Consider the following 24,028-nt stretch of genomic DNA (forward strand, 5'->3'; position numbering starts at 1 on the left):
GGGTTCCTTACGATCTTTTATACCCATTCAAAAATAAGCATAATACTTAAAAGGACCGAGCGGTTTAGGTCTGGTTTTTCTTAGGTTTCTATAATTCATTTGTTCGAGCTTGTGCATTTTAAATAAGGCAATAAGTCCATCGTCTATCATAGTCATAGTTGTTCGGATTATATCGAAACATCGCTTTCAATTCGCTTTTTATAAACAAACTTGGAAATAGTGATACTCAATTCATACAGAAGCAACAAAGGAACAATCACTAGAATGTCCGAGATAAAATCAGGCGGAGTGATTAAAACTGACACAACAATGAGGGCAAAATAGGAGAGTTTCCTTGCTTTAGCTAATCTCATTGGATTAAGAATTCCAAGTCTCGTTAAAAACATTACGACCAAAGGCATCTCGAATAAGAAGCCAAAGGGTAAACTCAAATGAAGCATGAAACGAAAATATTCCTCTGCCGTAAACATTGTTTCGAACTGCCCAACGGACAAGTTTGTTAAAAATCCTAATACGGTCGGAAACAGTACAAAATATCCAAAAGATATCCCCATAATAAATAAAACAAATATCCCTGGGATAAAGCTTAAAGTCACCATACTCTCTTCTCTTGTCAGAGCCGGCTTTACGAATCGCCATGCCTGGTATGCAGCTACAGGAATAGTAAAAGCTATGGCACATATAGTCGAGATAATCATATATACCCATAAAATATCACCTGGGCCCAAGATAGCTAATTTCCCATCAAGATCTCTAACTAACCAATTATACATATCTTCTACAAAAATAAATGCAGCAACAAGGAAAATGATAAAGGTAAACAAGATTTTAATAATTCTTTGACGAAGTTCATTCAAATGTCCAATAAGTTCTCCATGGTCGTTTTCCATGTCAGTTGCCTCCTGCTATCATATAAGTATGAGATAAAATAGAAATAGACGAGTCACCCCGTCTATATATTCTTTATTTAATTACCGATTTCTCTTGCGGCTTTTCAACAGCCGTTAATTGAGGTTTTTTCTCTTCCTCTTTATCATCCTCATAAACTAACCCCTTAGTTGCACTCTTAAATTCGGTCAAAGTCCGACCAAAAGCTCGCCCGATCTCAGGTAATTTAGAAGGTCCAAAAATCACAAGGGCAATAATAAGAATTAGAATCAAGCCTGGAATACCGATATTTTGAAACATCACTTAAATCCTCCATTCAAAAATATTCTTCTGCACATAAGCTCTAGAGAATTTCTTTTTAAAGTTTTTGGCAACCTTAAAAAGTAGCAACATCTAGCACTTTTCTCAGGATTGACAGTCATAAGGACGCCATTTATTTATAATTCTTTTCATATATTCCCAAAGCTGTTCATTTTTTATACGTAATTCAAAAAGACCAAAAATTCTATCCACATATTTTATGAATGAATGACCAAAGTATAGGCTTTTTCTAAGTACTTTAATCTAGTAATACATGTTTCTTATTACATAGGGAATCGTAAAGAATTAAAGATGACATAAATCAAGAAAGGGGGATGACTATGAATAAAAAACGGTATCTTATCATGACAAGTATATTTTTATTCGCTTTGATGGTAGTGGGTTGTAATGCGAATCAAGATCCTGATCCTCAAGACGATCAAAATCAGGTAGATGAAAATGAAAATGCGGATAATATTGATAAGATGAATGACCATATAGATGATACAACGGAAGATGTGGATAATATTAATGGTGATAAAGAAAACGAAATGCCCTCTGGAGTTGATGAGGACGATAATGCAGAAGAAGATGCAGTTCCAGATCCAGAAGATCCAGTAGGAGATCTAGAAGATTTGAAAGATGAAAATAAGAGAGAGAATTAATAAAATGCCTTAATAGCACCTTAAAAAAAGAAACTCTGATTCAGAGTTTCTTTTTTTATAATCTACACTATATTAAAGTCTTAAAAATGAGCATGGTTTTTTAACAAGGTCATCATTTTAGGAGTCCATTAAAAATAAAGGGTGGTGGTAAAAGAAGTAATAACGTATTCACTCTTACCCTTTACGCCTCTCCATATCAACATAAACTCCTCTACTACATTAATTCATTCGAAAAATTGTAATAGTTGTATTAATTTACCTAGAGATACCGATACTTTATTAATAAATATAAAAATGGAGGGAATTACATGACTAATGAAAAAGATACCGTAAATCACTCACGCAGACGCTTTATAAAAAAATCTGGTTTAGTAGTGGGAGGTACCCTATTAGGAACCTTTATAGGCACTAGTGTCCAGGGGAATAACCAACAGTCACCTCCTCCTCCAACGAGCGAAAAGAAAAATTACAACAGAGCTTTAAAATTTTTCACCCGTCGTGAAGATTTTGATACGCTAAGCGCTGCCACTGAACGCATTTTTCCTGAAGATGAAAATGGACCAGGAGCTATTCAATTAGGCGTTCCTTATTTTATTGATCATGAGTTGGCAAGTGGATATGGACATAATGATAGAGAATATATGAAAGGACCTTTTTTCTTAGGAAGTGAATTTCAAGGTTACCAATCACCACTCAAACGACGTGATCTTTTCTTAAAGGGGCTTCGTAAAATTGAAGAGGTCAGTAAAAATGATTATAATGCTTCCTTTGTCGATCTGGAGGATGAACAGCAAGATGAATTGTTGACTAAGTTTGAAGAAGATAAGGTGGAGATAAAAGGCGTAAAGGCTTCATTTTTCTTTAATACGTTAATATCTGCCACTTTTTCCGGTGCTTATGCCGATCCTCTGTATGGCGGAAATGCCGACATGGAAGGGTGGAATATGAAAGAATTTCCGGGCGCCCAAATGAGCTATTTGAATGAAATCGAAGAAGAAAACTTTATAAAAAAAGGACCAATCGCATTAAATGATCATATGTAAAGGAGAAAGTCTATGGTTACAAAATTGGACAAGGTTGATGTTGTAGTAGTAGGTATCGGTTGGGCAGGGGGCATTATTTCTGCGGAACTGGCAAAACAAGGCTTAAAAGTCGTTGGCCTTGAACGAGGAAAATATAAAACAACTGAAGATTACCAAATGGTGCATGATGAGTATCGATATGCTGTTCGTTATGAATTAATGCAAGATTTGTCGAAAGAGACCATTACTTTCAGAAATAACCCAGATGAGCAGGCATTACCGATGAGACAGCTTGGAGCGTTTCTGCTTGGAACTGGAGTAGGAGGAGCGAGTACCCATTGGAATGGGGACACGTGGCGTTTTCTTCCATATGATTTCGAGCTGAAGACAATGACTGAAAAAAATATGGAAAAAATAAAATTCCTAATGAGTATACCATTCAGGATTGGGGCATTACATACGACGAATTAGAACCTTATTATGATAAATTTGAAAAAACAGCTGGCACAAGCGGGGAAGAGAGCCCTCTTGGACCACCAAGAAAGAATCCATATCCTAATCCACCAATGAAAACTACACCGATGCTGGAGCTTTTTACAAAGTCCGCTAAAAACCTTGGACTCCATCCGTTCCGTCTTCCATCAGGTAATCTTTCACAAACATATACAAATCCGGATGGGCAAACGCTAAATCAGTGTCAATATTGTGGATTCTGTGAAAAATTCGGTTGTGAATACGGAGCAAAATCTACTCCGGTTGTGACGGTCATTCCGACAGCGGAGAAAACTGGTAATTTTGATTTACGCCCATACTCCAACGTAACGGGTATTATTCATGATGGAAAAAAGGCTGCTGGAGTACGCTATGTAGATGTTCAAACAGGAGAAGAATTTGAACAGGCTGCAGATGTAGTTGTGTTGACAAGTTATACAATGAACAATTCCAAGTTATTGCTGCTGTCTGAACTCGGACGCCCATATGATCCAAAAACCGGTGATGGTGTGATCGGTAAAAACTACTGTTACCATATCACCGCAAAAGCGACAGGTTTCTTTAAGGATAAATATAATGCTTCTATGGGGGCAGGAGCTCTCGGTGTAACAGTGGATGACTATAACGGCGATTTCTTTGATCACACTGATCTAGATTTCATTCATGGTGGGTCCATTTCAATTAAACAATTAGGTAAACGGCCAATTTTAGAAAATGCGGTTCCTAAAGGAACTAAAGTGTGGGGGAAAGAATTTAAACAACAATCCATCAAGTACTATAATCGTTCTATTGCTGCTTGGGCTCAGGGAACTTCTTTGCCACATCGCAATAATTATATTAGTTTGGATCCAACCTATAAAGACGCATATGGACTCCCATTGACTCGATTGACCTATGATTTCACTGAACACGATGCTAAAATTTTTCATTTTCTTACCGACAGAATTGCAGAAATTATAGAAGAAATGGGTGCGGAATTAGTCGAGAAAGGGGAAATAAGTGAGCACTTTGATATCGTACCAGGATGGAATGACCATATCACTGGTGGAGTTATCTTGGGAGACAATCCAGAAACATCTGCACTCAATAATTACCTCCAAATGTGGGATGCAGAGAATGTTTTTGTCATTGGTGCGTCTGCTTTTCCACATAACGGTGGCTATAACCCTACAGGAACAGTAGGTGCATTGGCATATCGAGCTGCTGAAGGCATACAAAAATACTTAGAAAAAGGTGGGCAACTTGTGAAAGCTAACCTCAAAAATAAGCTTGCATAACATAAAGAAAAAAGAAGCGCCAAAGGGCAAGGAACCATTAACTTTCGGCTTAATGGTTCTTTATTTACTGTGAGTTTTTAGATAGATAATAGAGATAATAATTGCTTTGGATGTAAATAATAAAATATGAACGAAACAGGTGCTCATGTTATTAAATTAGAAAATAGTTTTTCACCTTTATTGCCTATCATAATTAAGTTATCATAGAAAATTTTGATTCGGAGGTTATAATATGAAAAAAATATTGATTACTTCTGGAATCAATATTGTTCTCATAGGATGTTTATTATTTTTACTGTTTTTTTATAAAGGATCTCATAATTTACAAAATGAGGACGGGGAAGCAACAACTGTCGGCAATCCAGAAGAAATTGTAAGTCAAAATTGTATATCTTGCCATGGAGATAACTTACAAGGCGGGTCTGGACCGCCTTTAAATAGAGTAGGTTTAAAATATCAGCAAAATGAAATAGAAGATATCATTAATAATGGTAAAGGCGCTATGCCAGCGGGGGTTATTTCTGCAGAAGAGGCTAAAATTGTGGCTGAATGGTTGTCACAAAAAGAGGGATAATCCTACATGCATGGAACGATAGGGCAATAAATAAAAATATTTTTATGATTTAAATAAAATACAAAGTAGCCTGTGCCTAATAAATGTGACGCAAGCTGCTTTATATTTTACGAATGAATATAGTTAGAAAAGAGAAGACCAATTAAAAAAGATAGACCAAACAATGGTGTTAACTAATAAGCCGCTAACTAAAAAAATCCATTGGTTTTCTTTCTCTTCCCAGCAAGTAACAATAAGGGCAATTCCAATTAGAACTCCGATAAAGGAAAGCCACGGGAACGGATCAAAGGTTTTTAAACAATAAATACCTAAACAAAGGGTTAACAGTAAAGACAATAAAAGCTCACTGAATAATGATAATTCAGTTTTAATATGAGTATTCATTTTTATCCTCCTAAAAAGTATTTTATCTTCAATATCCTTTGACTTAGAATGTCGTGAATCTTTCTTAATAGTTATCCAAATTTAATTAAAAGCAAAGTGTAAATGTATCCTAAAGAGTAAGACATCTTTAATTTACTCGGATATAAACACGTTTATACAGTGGGGGAATATCACAACGATTTCAAGAACATGGCATATAGGAGGCAATTTTTAAAGCCCTTAATGCAAACCAGAGAATTTTTTGATGTTTAGATAGTAAGGGGACATGAACTCTTTGATTAGATAAGTAAAGTGTAAAAGGAGAATGTAACCCTCTAAAAAAAGCACAAATCCGTTGATTGACAAGAAATTTGTTCCTTTTCTCTTCCTGCAACTATACTTTTACAAACTAATCATTTGTTAATTTAAGATGATTCCTCTCTAATTCAACCCTATATTGATATATCTGTAGTATGAGCAATGGATAATCGCCTCTCTCCCTCATTTCGACAAGTCCCGAAAACTTAGGTTGTATTATAGATACCGCTTTTCTGTTAATAAAATGATTTCAGGCTGCTAATGTTTCTACTTGAATAAATGTTGATTCTTCATACTGAACCTCATCCCTTTTTTAGATTGATAGTATTAGTATGTTTGTCATTGTTACAGATTGTTTTATAGCCAGGTTTCTTTAAATAAGCACCTTTCTTCGGATTAGGTGCTTTTTGCTTTGATGAAGAAAAGAATTAAATAACTTTTTATTTGTACGCAATAGGCGTTCAGAAAGGTTTTTTGAATAAAAAATGAACTTTTATATTCCCTTTTTCAAAAAATGATTTACAACACGTCAAATTGCTGTTATATTATAATTAATAAATAATTCTAAAAATTTAATTATTTATTGTTCCAAAAAGAAGAAGATAAACATTAAACAAGGAGAGGTAGACATGATGAGAGCAACTGATTACAAATTAAAACCAAAAGTAAAAGAATTCTTAGAAGAACCTATAGGTCTTTATATTGATGGGAAATACGTACAAGCAGTTAATGGGGAAACATTCGATGTTGTTAATCCTGCTAATGAAGAGGTCATTGCGCAAGTTAGCGAAGCACAAACTGAAGATATTGATATTGCTGTTCAAGCTGCAAAAAAAGCATTCGATGAAGGCGCGTGGGCAGAAATGGAAGCGGCTACACGCTCACATCTTATTTATAAGTTTGCAGATCTTTTGGAAGAAAACCGTGAAGAGCTTGCGCAACTCGAGGCTCTTGATAACGGTAAGCCATATAAAGTTGCCTTAACAGATGATGTTGATGGATCCATCCAACACTTTAGATATTATGCGGGTTTTTCCACAAAAATCCAAGGGAAAACGACACAAGTATCACCAGAGTATGTCAATTACACTACGCACGAACCTGTGGGAGTTGTAGGGCAGATTATTCCATGGAATTTCCCTCTTTTGATGGCTGCTTGGAAGCTCGGCTCTGCTTTAGCTGTTGGATGCACAGTTGTGATCAAACCTGCAAGTGAAACACCGCTTTCTCTACTTTATATAGCAAAACTGTTCAAAGAAGCTGGTTTTCCAGACGGTGTAGTTAACATCACTCCTGGCTCTGGACGTGTTGCCGGGGATGCAATTGTTACCCATAATTTAGTGAAAAAAGTGTCCTTTACTGGATCAACTGCTGTAGGAAAAGAAGTCATGAAGAAAGCTGCAGATCAAATCAAAGGAATCACGCTCGAACTAGGGGGTAAATCACCTAGCATAATTCTAGAGGATGCTAACCTAGAAGAAGCGATTGAAGGGGCATTTAACGGAACAATGTACAATCATGGACAAAACTGCAGTGCTTGCACACGAGTCTATGTTCATCGCAAACACTATGATTATGTAGTAAAAGCATTGGCAGAACGCATGAACACGTTGAAACTAGGCCCAGGAATGGATCCGGAGACAGATATGGGGCCACTTGTCTCAGCAAAACAAAAACAAACCGTTCTTGGCTACATCGAGCAAGGAAAAAGAGAAGGTGCACGTCTTGTTGCGGGAGGCGAAAAAACCTATGATACGGGCTATTTTGTTGAACCAGCCATTTTTGCAGATGTAACAGACGACATGACAATTGCACGTGAAGAAATCTTTGGACCCGTCATGTCAGTTTTCGTTTTTGATACGGTTGAAGAAGTGATTAAAAGAGCAAATGATAGCGATTACGGTTTGGCAGCTAGCGTTTGGACAGAAAGTATCAAAAAAGGTCATTATATTTCTCGTAAACTAGAAGCAGGAACCGTTTGGATTAACGACGTTGGTCTTGAGTGGGAGACCATGCCATTTGGTGGATACAAACAATCTGGTATTGGACGTGAAATGGGTGGAGAGTATGGCCTGGAAAACTACACAGAAGTAAAAAGTGTATATGTAAAGATTAAATAAATACAGGTTAGAAAACTTTAAAATCACGTAAATCTAGGGAATCTACACTTATCAGAAAATCAAATTCAATTTTTTAATAATATCTATTTTAATTAAAGATTTCTCAATATTCAGTTTTTATTCATTTTATATTTAACTAACTTTTACTGGAGGGCTTACTATGTATAAACCGTTTGGAATGATTCCAGCTTTACCTACACCTATGAAAGAAGATAACAGTATTGACTATAAGGGGCTTGAACAAATTATCGAACATTTGATAGGTGGAGGAATGAATTGTCTTTTAGTGGGGGGAAGTACGGGAGAATACTCACTCATGAGCATGGAAGAACGAAGAGAAGTCATCAAATTTGTATGTGAAACATCAAAGGGTAGAGTACCTGTTATGGCGGGTACAGGATGTCATCGAACAGAAGATACCATTGAACTGACTAAATACGCAGCTGAAGTTGGGGCAGATTGTGCCTTAGTCATTAATCCTTATTATATGCCAACAAGTAGACAAGGCATTATTGATCACTACAAGGCCGTAGCAGAAAACGCTAGTATTGGCATTGTCATCTATCATTATCCAGATGCTACAGGCATTGAACTTGATCCGGAATTAATTCATGAAATCAGTCAAATAGAGGGAATTGTGGGGATTAAAAATACGGCGGATGGAGCGCATACGTCTAAACTGATTGCCTTAACAAAAAACAATCCAAATTTCGCGGTCCTGACTGGATTTGAACATTTAATCTTACCTACCTTAGCATTAGGGGGACATGGCGCTGTGGGAGTCGTCCACAACTTGGCTCCGAAAAAAATAGCCAAACTATATGATTTGGTTGTAAATGAAAACAACGTAAAAGAAGCAACGAAATTAAATCAAGAACTGCTAGATTTATATAATGCGATTGAAGAAGAAACGATTCCGGGCACAGTAAAGGCAGGCTTGGAAGTACTGGGATTATCAGGAGGACCAAGTCGATTACCACTCGTACCTGCTTCTAAAGAGTTCAAATCAAAGATTGAAACCATTTTAAATGAATTAGGGGAACTAAAGGTAAAACAACATTAAAAGAATGAGGGGAACTGAGGGTAAAACTATATTAAACAAAATAGAGAAATTATAAATACACAAAGAATAGGAGGAAACCCAATGAAAGATGTAATTGTAATAGGCGGTGGACTGGCAGGTTTGTCTGCTGCCTGGCGCCTTAAACACCATGATATTTTACTTTTAGAATCCGATGATCGTATTGGTGGGCGTGTACGATCTGAACGTCGAGGAAATTATTGGTTAAATTGGGGGGGGCACCTATATGCTGGACCTGGTTCAGCTACAGATGAATTATTTAACTCTGTAGGAGTAACTGCAGCACCTGTACCTGGAATTTTAGCTGCCATGTCTTTGAATGGGAAGCTACTTAAAGATGGTCCGGTTGAACTGTATCCATTTAGGGCCCCGATGTCATGGAAAGCTAGATTTGCTATGATACGTGCCGGTGCTAAAGTGCGTGCAGCTGTGATCAAGTATGGCAAAATGGCCAAAAAACGTCCGGGAGAGGATTATAGAGTTCGACAACAACGAATTTTAGAATTTATGGCTGACCGAACGTTTGCCGAATTTACGGGTCAATTACCACCAGATGCAGATGCCATTTTTAGACCTACAGTTAGCCGTTCGACCGGCAGTCCGGAGACCATGACAGCCGGATCAGGTGTAGGATATTTCCACACGGTATGGAACAAAGATGATGGGTTAGGGAATAACATTGTTGGAGGACCCTCAACGCTTACGAACACGATTGCTTCAACATTAGGTGAACGTGTTCAATTAAATGCAAACGTTTTAGAAGTTCTTCAGAAAGAAGACCGTGTTGTCGTACACTATATGCAAAATGGCGTGAAGCATGTGGTGGAAGCACGTTATGCAGTGCTCGCGACGCCTGCCACCATTACAAAAAAAATAGCGAGAAACATTGACCCAGAAATCGCAGACGCTCTTGGTAAGATTAAATATGGTCCACATGTTAGTGCAGCCTTTTTAACCAATGAAACAGGACCACAAGTTTGGGATGATGTCTATTCTTTTGCGACGCCTAAAAGGTCATTTGACATTATTCTTCATCAATCGAATCTAGTCCGTTCTTGGGAAAATGAGAGGAAACCAGGAAGTAGTTTTATGACATTTTCACCTGGAGAAAGCGGGCGTCGGCTCATTGATAAATCGGATGAGGAAATTATTCAATTGAAATTGAAAGATTTAAATGAAATATTTCCTGGTTTTAGTGATCATGTAGTGGAGGCCCAAGTCATGAAATTCCCATTCGGATCAGCGTATATTTTCCCAGGCCGTGCAGAACTGCAGCCCATTTTAACAAAATCTGCGGGTCGATTTTTCTTAGCAGGTGATTATTTAGGTTCCTATTATACGGAAACGGCGATTCAAACCGGGTTCACGGCAGCCCAAAATATTAATAGCTTACTGGAATTCGGGCTTCATGAATCTCAAAAAGAGAAGGAATTCAAAACGGTAGCTTCTAATTAATGATCATAATTTTGTTGGAGAATCCGTTAAACTCATTTTGAAATTATACTAAGACTTATACCAATTGAATAGCCCTCATTAAACCCCATCATTTACAAAAAATGATCTCCTTTTATGAGGGAATTCTCAAAAAATGTAAGGGATAGAAAACGAAAAATGAACCATCTATTTTAAATATAGGTTTACTGTATTTAATTCACATCTTATCTCCAGTTTTGAAGGATATAATACAGGGCGAAAGTGACAAATAGGCATTCAATCGCGAAAATGCAAACGCTTACTTCACCGAAGATGATGATTCATTTATTCAATCTTCTCATTTGGTGAAGTAGGCAAATCATTTTAGGAATAGTTTCTACACAAAATAACTCTGCAATTCCTAGATCAACATCTAGATTCATTCAGTTCTATTTTAAAGCGCTATAGTGTACCATTCGACCCATTCAATATCGTTACTTCAGAAATATATTAGTAAAACTTTTGAAAGTAAATACGTCATACTATTAGGTTTTGAAAAGATAGACAGTGTATTTAGATGCATCGTTTTCTATATTTCACTATTAAGAACGGAGGACATGAAATAAAAATTTATTTCAATCACGGGAGGGAAAATATGAATAAAGTCCGCACTATGGAAGAAATGCCTTTAAGTAGATTTCATTTCAAAATGTTTGCCTATAGCGGTGGAAGTGCATTCCTTGATGGATATATTATTGGAATTATTGCGGTAGCACTTTCTGTCATGCAGCGCCAAATTGATATGTCTTTAACTGTTACTGGTTTGATTGGAATGGCAACTCTTGCGGGGATGTTTGTTGGTGGAATGCTGGGAGGCTATCTGACAGATCTCATGGGTCGGAAGAAGATATTTATCATTAATATGCTTATCATAGCTATTGTGTCAACCCTTCAATTTTTTACTAACGATCCTATGCAGTTGGTCATTTTACGGTTTATTTTAGGTGTCATGATAGGGGCAGATTTCCCCATTGCAGGAGCTTTAATGACGGAATTTTCGCCACAAAAGAATCGTGGCTCCTTACTTGGCGGACTTAATGGACTCTGGTATGTCGGCTACGCCAGTTCCTACTTGGTTGGTTACTTTATGTTAGTTTTCGGTGATACAAGTTGGAGATGGATGCTTTTAAGCAGTGCGGTTCCAGCCGTAATTATGTTCTTTGCGCGTTTAAGAATGCCAGAATCTCCTCGCTGGCTAGCTAACAAAGGAAGAGAAGAAGAAGCAAACGCGATTGTTCACAAAATATACGGGAAGAATGTGGTGATGTCGAAAGAACCAGAGATCAAGGTGAAAACAACCTTTCTTGATATCTTTCGAAATGGAAATGGAAAATGGACTATGTTTGTAGCTGTCTTTTGGTCGCTTCAAGTCGTACCGACTTTTGCTATAGGCACCTATATCCCTGAGATCCTTGGTCAGTTTGGTTTTGCCAATGGCACAAAAGAATACTTAGGATCCGCGATCATTAATATCGTCTATCTTGTTGGCTTGTTTCCTTTTCTTTATTTGGTTGAACGATACGGGAGAAGACCAACGCTTATTTGGCCATTTTTAATATGTTCGCTCTCTTTAATTACATTGGGATTAGGGTCAGCCTCTGGAGCGAATATGTCATTCATTTGGATCGTCGTTCTCTTTATCATTTATGGAACGCTTAATACGGGAATGGGAATACATCAGTGGATTTATCCAAACGAACTTTTCCCAACGCATATTCGAGGAACGGCCATGGGCTTTTCTACAGGGATAACTCGTATTACTTCTGCCATTGGCACACTTTTCTTTCCTGCGTTTTTAGCAAATTATGGAGTATCAGCTACGTTTTATGCTTGTGGTGCAATGTATTTCATAGGATTTTTAGTTGCTCTATTCATGGCTCCAGAAACAAAGAATATGAGCTTATCGCAAGCTAGTTCCATGAATAAAAGTAGTGGTGATCCGCAGAATAAGAGCTTTATACAGAAGAAAACGATGAATTAGAAAGCAAGAACTTTTGAGAAACAGCAAAAACAAGATTTAGAGAAAAGGATTCGTTTGTAAGGAAAAGGGTGAATAGAAGGGGAAAAGGGCAGGCACCACTGATGTATTGAATTTCTAGAGAGGGTGTGACCCAGACAGTAGCGAAATGACTGATTGGTGTCATTCCCTTTATGTAAAAAACTTAACATCTAACATTCTATCTATTTCTTACATAATAGGATTTAGCACAAGAAGTTCTCTCCTATTATATGCAATTTTCCAAACAAGATAAAGTAATGCTAAATGGGGAAAAAGGAAGAGAAAAACAAATCGGCACGAAAACCCTTACCGGGGAGAAGAGATCGAGGAACCATTTATATATAGGTGGCTCTATCTATACAGGAGTTCTAGGTTTGAAATTGAAAAGCTTGTTAAATATGGTGCCAAGGTGTCCGTTCCCACTACAAAAATGTAATAGACAAGGTTTTTAAGAGGCTTTTACTACACAAATAGCCAATAGTTTCTAACTCTTTCATCAGAGATACAAAATCATTAATGAGGAGGAGTCTGTAGATGGGATCACAAAGCAAACAAAAAGTTGGGATCTATTTTTTAATGTTACTTGTTCCTTTATTTTGGGGAGGTGCATTTGGCGCCGCTAAACATGTGATTACCGAAATTACACCTATTACAGCAGCAACTTTACAATTTGGGCCTGCGGGTTTGATTTTATTACTAATAGTAACTATAAGATCTCAATGGAAGATAGAGGTTTTAAAAAAACAATGGTTCGGCTTATTAATGATGGCTCTTACTGGTATTTTGGGATATAACGCTTTTTTCTTTGTCGCTCTAGGCTACACTTCTGCTATAAACGGATCATTGATTATGGCAACTACACCCGTTTTTGTAACATTTGGAGCCGTATTATTTTTAAATGAAACTTGGAATGGGCGTCTAGGGTTTGGACTATTATTATCTCTTATTGGTGTTTTTCTTGTCATAATCAAAGGATCATTAGAGACGTTGGTTTCACTAACGTTTAACGCAGGAGATCTTTTGTTTGTCGCAGGCTTGATATGTTGGGTGATTCACGGTCTAATTGGAAAAGTTGTTATGAAAGAATCTTCCCCTCTTTTTACTACAACAATTACGATGCTGTTGGGTTCATTTTTTTTTGCAATTTGGTCTCTTTTCGAAGGGGGATGGGGAAAGGTTCCTAACATGTCTGAGCAATCCTGGATTGAGATGCTGTTCTTGATTGTGTGTTCATCCGTCGTTGCCTTTCTCCTTTGGAATAAAGGTATTCATCAAATCGGAGCTAGTAAGTCAAGTTTGTATATGAACCTAGTGCCTATCAATGCAACATGGATTGCCTTGCTCTTTTATGGTGCAGTGATTACTTGGCAACAAATAGTCGGCATGTCAATGGTTATTATCGGCGTTTATGTTGCAACCATAAGCCATAAGATTAGTTTCATTCATGTAAAAAAGAAAAGAGTGAATAACACAATTACTTAGTAGAATATTCTCCACATAGCATAGGTTCTCGTATATTGGATTTTGTTTAGTGTGATTGAAGAAACCTCCCATCAATGCTTCTTTACACCACAGCACGTGCATCTGTAACTGTTTTTAAGACGCCTTTTTAAAGAATCTCTAATGAAATGCTAGGTTCTGCATTCATAATTATTTTATTAGCTTGGATACATGCAGTCCTTATAACAACATATACCTCTTAAGTAGCTTTATTATTCAACGCGATATCAATATATTAATATGAGAAGTTAGTGTACAACCGAATCTGAGGTGAATGATATGGAAAAACTGTCGAATTTAAGAGTTTACATCATTACAATAGCTGGTGCAACATGTTGGGGACTTATTGGTTTATTTATTGCTCCATTGTATGCTCGGGGCTTCACAGCCTGGGACGTAGTTGCCATTCGAGGTATTTTTACGTTTGTTATCCTATTTCTGCTTATGGTTGTATTTTATCGGGATCAGTTACGTACAAGGTTAATAGATCATGTTTTTTTCGCTGGAGCGGGAATCTTTAGTATTGCCTTATTTAACTTTTTTTACTTTGAAGTTTTTTCTCAATCGAGTTTATCCCTTGCGGTAACACTCTTATATACAGGTCCATTGTTTGTAACAATTTTATCTCGCCTCTTTTTTAAAGAGCCCTTGACCATTCGTAAAGGCTGGGCACTTGTTCTTGCTGTCACAGGTTGTGCGTTTGTCGTAGGTCTACTGCCATTTGGCCAAGGAAGTATACCTATGAAGACATTGGTGATGGGGATTCTATCTGGATTTTGTTATGCTTTGTATAGCATTTTCAGTAAACCTATCACAAAGCGGTATTCTGCATTGACAATTACCACATATACATTTTTTTATACAAGTATTTTTATGTTACTGACAAGTGACATAATAAGAAAGACTGATCAATTTCAATCTGCAGATGTTTGGGTGGCAGCACTGTTGTTAGCATTAGTAGCAACGGTTGCAGGCTTTGCATTTTACACTTCAGGATTAAAGCATTTAGAAGCTAGCAAGGCTTCCATTTTAGCAACGATAGAGCCCATCATAGCCGTATTAACTGGAGTCCTTTTTCTTGGGGAACAGTTGGGGGGATGGCAGGTGCTAGGGATCGCATTGGTTTTGTATTCAGCAATTCTTGTTACACAAGGTCGATCTAAGGCTAAGAAAGCTATTGATATAAGCCATCCTAACTAAAAAGATTAAGCAAATTGCGCTAAATGAATAGCGGCTTTATGATACCTTTTTAATTCTATTGGAGAGACAGGTATCCCCAAAATCGTTAGATTATCATAGCCTCATTAAAAACCCAGATTATTTCGGTATTCTTAATGATAGTGGAGAGAATTTTGGAAATTCTTTGTCCCGGCTATCTTAACCTCTAAAAATAGATTGACCTTATAAAAGGGCGCCATTCAAAAGGCTCCCTTTTTGTATTGGGTCATTCTCTTAAATATGAGATATAATAGACTCAAGGTGGATCAAATTTAACGGATAATCTACAAATTGAAGGTGAAAAGGGGATTTAAATGAGTTTAGATAATCCAAAAACAACAATTAATAAAATCGTTGATATTAAAGATTCTTTACCAAAAAAACAAAGACAACTATGCGATTATATTCTAAAAAATACTCAGTCAATAGGGCTCATAACAGTTAAAGAGCTTGCCACTAATGCTGAAGTTGGAATTTCAACTGTGATGCGTACGATAAGTTCCTTAGGATATGAGAATTTTAATGACTTCCGCAAAGATATCTATGATGAATCGTTTCCTTCCAACTCAAGATGGGCATTGAAGAAGTCCATTACAGAAATTCCAAAAGAAGAGGGGCGAGCTCCAACTGTAATCCAAGTTTGGAAAGAATCCGTTAATTTATTAAACAAATCATTAGACGCGGATTTAATGGAAAACTTTGAAATAGCAATTAATTTCATCGAAAAATCAAGTCATATCAATATTTTGGGATCTCGACCTTACAAAGCCACTGCCCTATATTTTGAACAGTTGCTTGGAGAATTCTATTCTAAAATAAGACAATTAAGCCACGATACAGAAGTAGTTTATGATAGGATTTTACAATTTGAAAAAGAGGAAGTGTTAGTGGTTTTTGCATTTGAACCATACACTAATCGAATTATTGAGGCAGTTAAGCTTGCTTATGAACTAGGAAATAAAATTATATTAATAACAGACTATATCTCATGCCCAGTTATTTCATATGCGTCCGTAACACTGAAAGTAGAAATTAATAAAGAACAATTTTCAATCGTCCCTATTATCGCGTTGATAGAGGCATTGGTCATTGAGATTGGTAAACGGTCATCAGAAGAATCAATTAAAAGGTTGAAAAGACTTGAAAAAACACTGATAGAAAAGGATGTAATCTTTTCTTATTAAATTCAAAAAGAGTTATCAAAGGGTGACTTCCTTTGAATTTAAAACAAAGCCAGGTGATATTTATGACTTTAATGTCGATTGAGGTGGAGATCCATATTTTGCACTGTTATGGGAAAAAGCGAAGATGGTACAACCTGTGTTCGGGGATGGAAGAAGCCTTAAATTCATAATTTAAGGCTTCTTATTACTATTAAGGAATAACACCATATACTCTTCATTTATATATGTATTAATTTTAAATCTCTTTTTTCTTGAGAAAAACTCTTAAGCCCGAGTGATAAATAGAGGTTTTTAGCAGCAATATTAGTCGTAACCACCCTTAAGTAAACCTGTTCCATCTCTTCTAAGAATTTTGCTTTTTCAATACAAGTTGCTATGAGTTTCCTTCTAATACCCGTCTTTCTCATGAATGGAAAGACATACATAGCTACAATATTAGCACGATGTCTTAACTTAAGACGAAGTTCTCTTTTTAAAATTACAACTCATTCTTTTGAATGAGAGAATGCTCCAAATGTAAATGTATCTAGAAAAGAGAGCTGATCTTTAAATTATCCATGGATGAGTCTTTTTCTTCTTCGTAAATAGATCAGAATGATTATTCGCAATATTCGAACTTTTAGATCTGATACACTCCCGACATATTCAAAATATACAGTTGTTATAGAAAGTGTCGGAGGTATAAAAATGAACAAATATTTTTCTAAAGCTATTATGGCTTTCTTTACTATAGTAATCGCTACTATAATAATCGCTTTTATTGTAAGTTCCTCATTTAGAGGAGATACAACTGAAACAACTGAATCTACAAGTAAAACAGAAGGAGTTGTTACAAAATTATTAACAGATGAAATCGAAAACCAAGAAGAAGTAGAACAAGCGTATGTAGAGGAATTAGAAAGTGGGAAGTACACGGAGGATAATATGTTGGTCATACAAGATCCTTATGGTAATTCACCATTAACAGCACTTGTATTATTCAAGACAGAAGAACCTTCAAAGGTAACTGTTGAAGTGCCTGGTCGTACGAAAAAGACAACTATTACACATACGTATGAAGAGTATAAAACAACACATGAAATTCCTGTATTAGGATTACTCGCTAATACAACAAATAAGGTCACTGTAACCGTTGAAAATGAGAATGGAAATGTAACGAAAAAAACACTCAGTATGAAAACAGAAAAATTACCTAACTATATTGGGAATATAAATGTTGAAAAAGCTAATACAGAAAAAATGGAGCTGGGGAATAGTTCACTTACCTTCTTCGTTCCAAGTACAAAGTATCCATATGCATATGATACATATGGAGATGTACGTTGGTATAATATAAGATACAACAGTCATGTATTCCAAGAGCTTGAAAATGGCCATATTTTATACTTAACGAAAGCAGACAATAGTGATGATACTTATAATGAATTAGTGGAAATGGATTATCTAGGTAAGTACTATAAAATTTACGAATTAAATTCCGATAATGCGATTAATGAAGGGAAATCGGAAGAAATGACAATGGTTCATCATGATGCGATTGAACTACCGAGTGGTAATTTATTGCTAACAGTAAACGGAGATACAAATTACATTGAAGATATTATGATTGAACTGGACCGTGAGACTGGAGAAATCGTCAAAACAATCGATTTGAAGGACCTATTACCAAGTGAATTTTATGAAGAATATGATGAAACTACACGTGATGATGGCAAAGTTGATTGGTTTCATCAAAATGCGGTTGTTTTTGATGAATCGGACAACAGTATTATTATCTCTAGCCGCAACCAAGATTTAATAATGAAAGTTGATTATAAAACAAGTAGGATTATATGGATTATGGCAGATGAAGAAGGCTGGCCAGATGATTATAAACAATATTTAGTGGCTGGAACAGGTGATAGCTTCAAATATACGGCAGGTCAACACGCCCCGGTAATTTTACCAGATCAAGATAATAATGAAGATACAATTGATCTTCTTGTATATGATAATAACGTTGTGGTAACACGAGGTAACGAATCGCTTTCAAAGGAATACAGTCGTGGTGTCCAATATCGTATTAACGAAAAGAAACGTACAGCAAAAGAAATTTGGAGTTTTGGTGAAGAACTAGGTGCTGATCACTTTACCAATATTGTGGGAAGTACGCGTTTCTTGCCTCAAACAGGTAACCGTCTAGTGAACTTTGGTTACTTAGACGAAGATACTCATAGTGCTATATTTGAAGTAAGTGAAAATGGTGAAGTCGTTTTTGAAGCAAATATTACAGATTTTCCAGCAGGTGCCCGTGCATATCGTAGCGAACGATATTCCTTATATAATAATAACTGGGAATATTCCTTATGAATTAAAAGAATTCTTTAGACTCTGCTTCAAATATTTTTAAGAATCAAATCCAAAATGCCCGCTATCATATAAGAAATGACGGGCATATAAATCGAGGAATACTCGATACAATTTCTGTTGGCTATTAGCGTAAACCCTTGAATGACAATGGGTTTACGCTTTTTTTATACTTTTACAAATCGGTTTAATCTAGGTATAATTCATCAACTAAGAGTAGAATGAATAAATCTACAATAGTATATACAGCTTGTTTTTATTCATAAAAAAGAAGACCGCGTATCTTCCCCTTTATCTTGGATACAATAACCTTTGACTTATAGGTTGGCGTTTTATTAATACTAAAAATCCTATAAAACTTCTATAACTAGGAAGATCCAATATTAAGATGGAGGAAGGTTATTATGAAAAGCAAGGCTATTCATCCTGCGTTTCTTATTCTAGGAACCATTATTGTTCAAATGGGTCTCGGGACAATTTATACATGGAGTTTATTCAACCAGCCATTAGTTAATAAATTCGATTGGGAGCTTAGTTCCGTAGCTATAACGTTCTCTATCACGAGTTTCGCCTTAGCATTTGCTACTTTATTTGCGGGAAGGCTACAGGAAAAATGGGGAATTCGTAAATTAATTGCCTTATCTGGTTTTATTCTTGGGTTAGGGTTAATTCTTACCTCACAAGTTTCTTCGCTCCTTATGCTTTATTTGCTGGCGGGTATTGTTGTAGGTTTTGCTGATGGAACAGCCTATATTACCTCTTTATCTAACTTAATTAAATGGTTTCCGAATCGTAAAGGGCTCATTTCTGGAGTTTCTGTATCTGCATATGGATTAGGAAGCTTAATCTTTAAATACATTAATACAGCTTTTATTGATCATGTAGGTATTTCTCAAACTTTCTTCTATTGGGGAATCATCGTTATGGTCATGGTAGTTGGAGGATCTTTCCTTCTAAGAGAAGCTATTATAGAGGAAACCGCTATGAATACAGAGAATACAGAGAATCCACAGAATACACAGGATAAACGAGATTATACAGTTAAAGAAATGTTAGTAACGAAAGAGGCTTACCTACTTTTCATTATGTTCTTTACAGCATGTATGAGTGGTTTATATTTGATTAGCATTGTTAAAGACATAGGTGTTCAATTAGCTGATTTAAATGTTGCTGTGGCTGCTAATGCAGTGGCTATGATTGCTATTTTTAATACAGTCGGCCGTCTTATTCTTGGTTCACTATCTGATAAGGTTAGTCGTTTGAAAGTCATTGCCTCCACTTTTTTAATTACAGCTATAGCTGTAACTATGCTGAGTTTTGTTCATTTGAATTATGGAATTTTCTTCGCTTGTGTTGCAGCCATCGCTTTTTGTTTTGGTGGAAATATTACTATATTTCCTGCTATTGTAGGAGATTTTTTCGGTTTGAAAAACCATAGTAAAAACTATGGGATTGTCTATCAAGGCTTTGGTTTAGGTGCACTTGCGGGCTCTTTCATTGCAGCATTTTTAGGAGGCTTTAAACCAACATTTATTATCATAGGGATTCTTTGCATTCTATCTTTTATTATAGCTATACTTATCAAACTACCTAGTCGCTTAAAAGTAAAAATAAATTAGAGGATATAATAAAAGCTTAATAAACGTAACAACAGTGGGCAGTAGAGCTCATCACTCTATATTTGAACGCTGTATAAATAGCGAGTAACTAGACATGTTAAACTTGGAGGTCTGTTCGAGATTGTTTATTACTTTGTTAAACAAAAATACACAAATGACAAACAGTCATATGAACTGTCTCCAGCTAGCAAAAAGAGCACCTAATAATATAATTAGATGCTTTTTTTGTTTCCCTGATTAAAGCCGATCACACTTTCTTCATTTGTACACAGCTGACTACAAAAAGTTAAGAGCTCTTTCTATGAAAAGTTCTCAACTATTAATAATTAAAAAAGGGATAAATAACTAAAGGGATTGCAATTGAACATTTAGGATTGACAACAGATTGTTTAACCCTATAAACTATACTTCGTAGTATTGTTTAACCCTATAAACTATATAGAGAAAGGGGAAGGGAAATTGGCTAAAAAAAACTTATACCAAGCGGTTAAACTTTTTGAAGACGTTTTGCTTACAGGCTCTGAAGTGATTAGTAAAAAAATGGACCAAAATTTGTTTGACCATGTTTCTAAACAGCAGTTTGAGCTACTAAACACGCTCAAACTTAAAGGTCCTTCTTCACCAGGGAACTTGGCTCTTGTGCAATGCGTACATAAAAGTGCGATTTCAAATCGATTGAAAAAATTGCTAAATAAAGGCTTAGTTCAATGGGAAAATTCTGAGGCAAATGACGATAAGCGCTCAAAATTAGTAAGCATTACTCCTCAAGGTGAAAAACTTATTAGTGAAATGGATAAAGCGATTTTTGCTATTATTGAGGACATATTAAGCAACATAGAAGATGAAAAAATCGATACATTTATCGATATTTTTACAACAGTAAAAGAAACATTGATTGCAAAAGGAGATAGTACAGATGAGACTAATCATTAAGTTTAAATGGGTAATTGCTGCTTTATTGATTGTCCTAACAGCTGTGTTGATGCTAACGGCTCCTAACTTAACAAAGCTTGCGAACGAAAAAGGGCAAACACAGCTTCCAGATGATGCAGTTTCTCAGCGAGCCGCTGAAATCTTAAAAGATGCAGGAGAAGACAATAACACGATAAGCGTTGTTGTTACGCTAGATAAAGCATTGAATGAAAAGCATGAAAAAGATATTCAAAGCTTAATAGACAAAATGAAAGATATTAAAGGGGTGAAGTCGATTACAACTCCTTTAACAGAAGACAACGAAGTACGGGAACAGCTGATGTCAAAAGATGAAAAAACCGTACTTATTCCCGCAACTGTTGAAGGATCTGATGAAGAAGTTGAAAAAATTGCAGATGATATTTATAAAGAAACTCCAAAAAGTTTAACAACATATGTAACAGGAGCATCTCTCATTAACCAAGACTTTGCACACAGTTCTGAAGATGGACTGAAGAAAACAGAAGTCATTACAGTCTTCTTAATTTTAGGATTGCTTCTTGTTGTATTTCGTTCAATTGTGACGCCATTTGTTCCTATTTTAATTGTTGGCGTGACGTATTTAATTAGTCAGTCATTGTTGGCCATTTTAGTGCATAGTTTTGACTTCCCAATTTCTACGTTTACACAAACATTCTTAGTAGCCATCTTGTTTGGAATTGGTACAGACTACTGTATCCTAATTCTCACTCGCTTCCGTGAAGAGCTTGCGAACGGACATGATAAAGTAGAAGCAACATTAATTGCTTACCGCACAGCAGGACGAACATTATTTATTAGCGGGATTGCTGTTTTAATTGGTTTTGCAGCCATTGGATTTGCAAAATTTGCGATTTTCCAATCTGCTGTTGGTGTAGCCGTTGGAGTTGCTATTTTACTTCTTGTGTTATTTACGCTTTTACCATTGTTCCTCGTTACGATTGGCCCAAAACTTTTCTGGCCATCGAAAAAAGTTATTTCACATAGTGAAAACAAGCTATGGGGATTTTTAGGGAAGCATTCTGTAAGAAGACCCTTTTTATTCTTAGTCATCACAGCGATTGTTACCGTACCGTTTATTCTCACATATGACGAGGAAATTTCATTTGACTCAACGGCAGAAATTAGCAGCGATTATAAATCCATTAAAGGATTAAATGCTATGAGTGAAGCGATTGGAGAAGGAAAGGCATTTCCTGTTACAGTCGTCATCAAAGGTGATAAAGACTTAACAACAGCCAAAAGCATTCCATACTTAGGAAATCTAAGCAAAGAGATTGAAAAAGTAGATAATGTTGACTCAGTTATGACCATTACACAGCCAACAGGTGAGCGAATTAAAGATTTATACGTTGATTCACAGCTAGGAATTGTTTCAAATGGCCTTGGAGATACAATTAATGGTCTTAATGATGTGAAAAAAGGGTTAACCACGGTCCAAAACGGATTAAATCAAATTTCAAGTGAAACAAGCGCTTCCTCAGGAAACAGTGGAAGTTCTCTTTCACAAGCTGCGAATGGCTTAACGCAAGCAAATAAACAGCTTGAACTTGTAAGTCAAAAACTTGCTTTAACAGGAAACGTTGACGAAGCTCTTCCGCAAATTACAGCGATTAATAGACAACTTGGCACAATTGCAGAAGGTCTACAAGGAGCAAACACGCAAATTGAAGGAGCACAGCAACAAACAAAAGCACTAAGTGAAAACTTAAGCAAACTTTCTCAAGGTGTGAAAGATGCCAATGATGGATTAACACAAATTTCCGATGGTCTTACAAAAGCAAAAGACACGTTAGGAAATATGAGCAACAGTCAAACTGTTCGTGAAACAGGCATTTATATTCCAGAAGAAACCATGCAAAATGAAGATTTCAAACAATCAATTAACACATATTCATTTGATGATGGAAAAGGTTTAAAACTAAGCGTTGTGTTAGACTCAAATCCATATTCTGAAAAAGCGATCACAACGGTAAAAGATATTGAAGAAGCGGTAGATCGCGCTGTTGTTGATACACCTTTTGAAGATGCTGAAATTGTGTATGGCGGCATTTCAAGTTCGAATGCAGACTTGAGCGATATTTCCACAACAGATCTTTCAAGAACCATGATTATTATGATGGTTGGACTTTTCGTTGTACTTACCGTTTTATTCCGTTCGATGATTATGCCTGTATATATGATTGCTTCACTGCTTGTCACATACTACACAGCGATTTCGATTTCGGAGTTTCTATTTGTAAATGTAATGGGAGAGAGTGGTATAAGCTGGGCTGTTCCATTCTTTAGCTTTGTTATTTTAATTGCATTAGGAATTGACTATTCTATTTTCTTACTTGATCGTTTCCAAGAAGAAGTAAAGGAAAGCATATCAGATGCAATGGTAATATCAATGCGTAAAATGGGATCTGTCATTATTACAGCAGCCATTATTCTAGCAGGAACGTTCGCAGCGATGATTCCATCAGGCGTTCTTACGCTTGTTCAAGTTGCAACAGTCATTATTATTGGGTTGCTTCTATACGGAATTGTCATTTTACCACTGCTTATCCCAGCAGTAACTGTTACGCTTTCTGAAGGAAACTGGTGGCCATTTCGCCGCAAGAAAAGAGAAGAATAAGGAAAAGAGGAGCTTTCT

General features: G+C 36.2%; 18 protein-coding genes and 1 pseudogene. 15 read left to right on the forward strand and 4 right to left on the reverse strand.

Annotated elements, in window-relative coordinates; translation table 11 throughout:
• Nucleotides 1-167 precede the first annotated feature (167 nt).
• Both tatC and tatA read right to left on the reverse strand, forming a co-directional pair.
• The gene (gene tatC / locus B9N79_RS10030; protein ID WP_040057585.1) at nucleotides 168-890 is read right to left on the reverse strand and encodes a twin-arginine translocase subunit TatC; all 723 of its coding nucleotides are present in this window, start codon (nucleotides 888-890) and stop codon (nucleotides 168-170) included.
• A gap of 73 nt (nucleotides 891-963) precedes the next feature.
• Nucleotides 964-1,188, reverse strand: coding sequence for a twin-arginine translocase TatA/TatE family subunit (tatA, locus tag B9N79_RS10035; protein ID WP_019394379.1), 225 nt, complete (start codon nucleotides 1,186-1,188; stop codon nucleotides 964-966).
• A gap of 341 nt (nucleotides 1,189-1,529) precedes the next feature.
• On the opposite strand from tatA, the gene B9N79_RS10040 reads away from it, so the two are divergent.
• The 4 genes and pseudogenes from B9N79_RS10040 (at nucleotide 1,530) to B9N79_RS10055 (ending at nucleotide 5,218) form a co-directional block, all read left to right on the forward strand.
• Nucleotides 1,530-1,853 (forward strand): hypothetical protein, encoded by a 324-nt coding sequence (locus B9N79_RS10040; protein ID WP_040057584.1) that lies wholly within the window; start codon nucleotides 1,530-1,532, stop codon nucleotides 1,851-1,853.
• A gap of 308 nt (nucleotides 1,854-2,161) precedes the next feature.
• Nucleotides 2,162-2,896, forward strand: a complete 735-nt coding sequence (locus B9N79_RS10045; protein ID WP_040057583.1) for a gluconate 2-dehydrogenase subunit 3 family protein — start codon at nucleotides 2,162-2,164, stop codon at nucleotides 2,894-2,896.
• Between the two features lie 12 nt (nucleotides 2,897-2,908).
• Nucleotides 2,909-4,644: pseudogene (locus tag B9N79_RS10050) on the forward strand (GMC family oxidoreductase).
• A gap of 232 nt (nucleotides 4,645-4,876) precedes the next feature.
• Nucleotides 4,877-5,218, forward strand: a complete 342-nt coding sequence (locus B9N79_RS10055; protein WP_019394375.1) for a c-type cytochrome — start codon at nucleotides 4,877-4,879, stop codon at nucleotides 5,216-5,218.
• A 123-nt stretch (nucleotides 5,219-5,341) separates the two neighbouring features.
• Here B9N79_RS10055 and B9N79_RS10060 read toward each other — a convergent pair whose 3' ends face one another.
• Nucleotides 5,342-5,602 carry a hypothetical protein gene (locus B9N79_RS10060; RefSeq protein WP_019394374.1) on the reverse strand — a complete coding sequence of 87 codons (261 nt, stop codon included), beginning with the start codon at nucleotides 5,600-5,602 and terminating at the stop codon, nucleotides 5,342-5,344.
• A gap of 929 nt (nucleotides 5,603-6,531) precedes the next feature.
• On the opposite strand from B9N79_RS10060, the gene B9N79_RS10065 reads away from it, so the two are divergent.
• The 7 genes from B9N79_RS10065 (at nucleotide 6,532) to B9N79_RS10100 (ending at nucleotide 16,474) form a co-directional block, all read left to right on the forward strand.
• Nucleotides 6,532-8,019, forward strand: coding sequence for an aldehyde dehydrogenase family protein (locus B9N79_RS10065; protein WP_026009711.1), 1,488 nt, complete (start codon nucleotides 6,532-6,534; stop codon nucleotides 8,017-8,019).
• A 160-nt stretch (nucleotides 8,020-8,179) separates the two neighbouring features.
• Complete coding sequence (gene dapA, locus B9N79_RS10070) at nucleotides 8,180-9,082, forward strand: 4-hydroxy-tetrahydrodipicolinate synthase (protein WP_046217291.1); 903 nt, start codon at nucleotides 8,180-8,182, stop codon at nucleotides 9,080-9,082.
• A gap of 81 nt (nucleotides 9,083-9,163) precedes the next feature.
• Entirely contained in the window at nucleotides 9,164-10,555 is a 1,392-nt protein-coding gene (locus B9N79_RS10075) for a protoporphyrinogen/coproporphyrinogen oxidase (RefSeq protein ID WP_085118208.1), read from the forward strand.
• A gap of 613 nt (nucleotides 10,556-11,168) precedes the next feature.
• The gene (locus B9N79_RS10080; RefSeq protein ID WP_048896789.1) at nucleotides 11,169-12,554 is read left to right on the forward strand and encodes an MFS transporter; all 1,386 of its coding nucleotides are present in this window, start codon (nucleotides 11,169-11,171) and stop codon (nucleotides 12,552-12,554) included.
• 552 nt (nucleotides 12,555-13,106) lie between these two features.
• On the forward strand, nucleotides 13,107-14,054 hold the full coding sequence (locus B9N79_RS10090) for a DMT family transporter (protein ID WP_048896791.1): 948 nt from the start codon (nucleotides 13,107-13,109) through the stop codon (nucleotides 14,052-14,054).
• Between the two features lie 297 nt (nucleotides 14,055-14,351).
• A complete protein-coding gene (locus B9N79_RS10095) occupies nucleotides 14,352-15,272 on the forward strand; it encodes a DMT family transporter (RefSeq protein WP_046217293.1) in 921 nt (306 codons plus the stop codon).
• Nucleotides 15,273-15,604: 332 nt separating this feature from the next.
• Nucleotides 15,605-16,474 (forward strand): MurR/RpiR family transcriptional regulator, encoded by an 870-nt coding sequence (locus B9N79_RS10100; RefSeq protein WP_019394366.1) that lies wholly within the window; start codon nucleotides 15,605-15,607, stop codon nucleotides 16,472-16,474.
• A 218-nt stretch (nucleotides 16,475-16,692) separates the two neighbouring features.
• On the opposite strand, the gene B9N79_RS26945 is transcribed toward B9N79_RS10100, so the two are convergent.
• A complete protein-coding gene (locus B9N79_RS26945; protein WP_372450247.1) occupies nucleotides 16,693-16,953 on the reverse strand; it encodes a GNAT family N-acetyltransferase in 261 nt (86 codons plus the stop codon).
• Nucleotides 16,954-17,161: 208 nt separating this feature from the next.
• Here B9N79_RS26945 and B9N79_RS10110 point away from each other — a divergent pair, with 208 nt between their 5' ends.
• From B9N79_RS10110 to B9N79_RS10125, 4 genes are all read left to right on the forward strand, one after another.
• On the forward strand, nucleotides 17,162-18,823 hold the full coding sequence (locus B9N79_RS10110; RefSeq protein WP_085118211.1) for an aryl-sulfate sulfotransferase: 1,662 nt from the start codon (nucleotides 17,162-17,164) through the stop codon (nucleotides 18,821-18,823).
• 401 nt (nucleotides 18,824-19,224) lie between these two features.
• Nucleotides 19,225-20,439 (forward strand): L-lactate MFS transporter, encoded by a 1,215-nt coding sequence (locus tag B9N79_RS10115; protein WP_046217295.1) that lies wholly within the window; start codon nucleotides 19,225-19,227, stop codon nucleotides 20,437-20,439.
• Between the two features lie 459 nt (nucleotides 20,440-20,898).
• On the forward strand, nucleotides 20,899-21,372 hold the full coding sequence (locus B9N79_RS10120; RefSeq protein WP_046217296.1) for a MarR family winged helix-turn-helix transcriptional regulator: 474 nt from the start codon (nucleotides 20,899-20,901) through the stop codon (nucleotides 21,370-21,372).
• Entirely contained in the window at nucleotides 21,356-24,010 is a 2,655-nt protein-coding gene (locus B9N79_RS10125; protein ID WP_046217297.1) for an MMPL family transporter, read from the forward strand. Before B9N79_RS10120 ends, B9N79_RS10125 begins: the two co-directional genes overlap by 17 nt.
• The last annotated feature ends 18 nt before the right edge of the window (nucleotides 24,011-24,028 follow it).

Source organism: Priestia filamentosa, assembly GCF_900177535.1.
In the GTDB taxonomy this organism is placed as follows: Bacteria; Bacillota; Bacilli; order Bacillales; family Bacillaceae_H; genus Bacillus_I; species Bacillus_I filamentosa.

Excerpts from the sequence above, each read along its gene's own strand:
- B9N79_RS10125 (WP_046217297.1), top strand. The coding sequence starts at position 21,356 with ATGAGACTAATCATTAAGTTTAAATGGGTAATTGCTGCTTTATTGATT.
- B9N79_RS10095 (WP_046217293.1), top strand. The coding sequence starts at position 14,352 with ATGGAAAAACTGTCGAATTTAAGAGTTTACATCATTACAATAGCTGGT.
- tatA (WP_019394379.1), bottom strand. The coding sequence starts at position 1,188 with ATGTTTCAAAATATCGGTATTCCAGGCTTGATTCTAATTCTTATTATT.
- B9N79_RS10080 (WP_048896789.1), top strand. The coding sequence starts at position 11,169 with ATGAATAAAGTCCGCACTATGGAAGAAATGCCTTTAAGTAGATTTCAT.
- B9N79_RS10100 (WP_019394366.1), top strand. The coding sequence starts at position 15,605 with ATGAGTTTAGATAATCCAAAAACAACAATTAATAAAATCGTTGATATT.
- B9N79_RS10045 (WP_040057583.1), top strand. The coding sequence starts at position 2,162 with ATGACTAATGAAAAAGATACCGTAAATCACTCACGCAGACGCTTTATA.
- B9N79_RS10060 (WP_019394374.1), bottom strand. The coding sequence starts at position 5,602 with ATGAATACTCATATTAAAACTGAATTATCATTATTCAGTGAGCTTTTA.
- B9N79_RS10110 (WP_085118211.1), top strand. The coding sequence starts at position 17,162 with ATGAACAAATATTTTTCTAAAGCTATTATGGCTTTCTTTACTATAGTA.
- B9N79_RS10040 (WP_040057584.1), top strand. The coding sequence starts at position 1,530 with ATGAATAAAAAACGGTATCTTATCATGACAAGTATATTTTTATTCGCT.
- tatC (WP_040057585.1), bottom strand. The coding sequence starts at position 890 with ATGGAAAACGACCATGGAGAACTTATTGGACATTTGAATGAACTTCGT.
- B9N79_RS10055 (WP_019394375.1), top strand. The coding sequence starts at position 4,877 with ATGAAAAAAATATTGATTACTTCTGGAATCAATATTGTTCTCATAGGA.
- B9N79_RS10115 (WP_046217295.1), top strand. The coding sequence starts at position 19,225 with ATGAAAAGCAAGGCTATTCATCCTGCGTTTCTTATTCTAGGAACCATT.
- B9N79_RS10065 (WP_026009711.1), top strand. The coding sequence starts at position 6,532 with ATGAGAGCAACTGATTACAAATTAAAACCAAAAGTAAAAGAATTCTTA.
- B9N79_RS10075 (WP_085118208.1), top strand. The coding sequence starts at position 9,164 with ATGAAAGATGTAATTGTAATAGGCGGTGGACTGGCAGGTTTGTCTGCT.
- dapA (WP_046217291.1), top strand. The coding sequence starts at position 8,180 with ATGTATAAACCGTTTGGAATGATTCCAGCTTTACCTACACCTATGAAA.
- B9N79_RS10090 (WP_048896791.1), top strand. The coding sequence starts at position 13,107 with ATGGGATCACAAAGCAAACAAAAAGTTGGGATCTATTTTTTAATGTTA.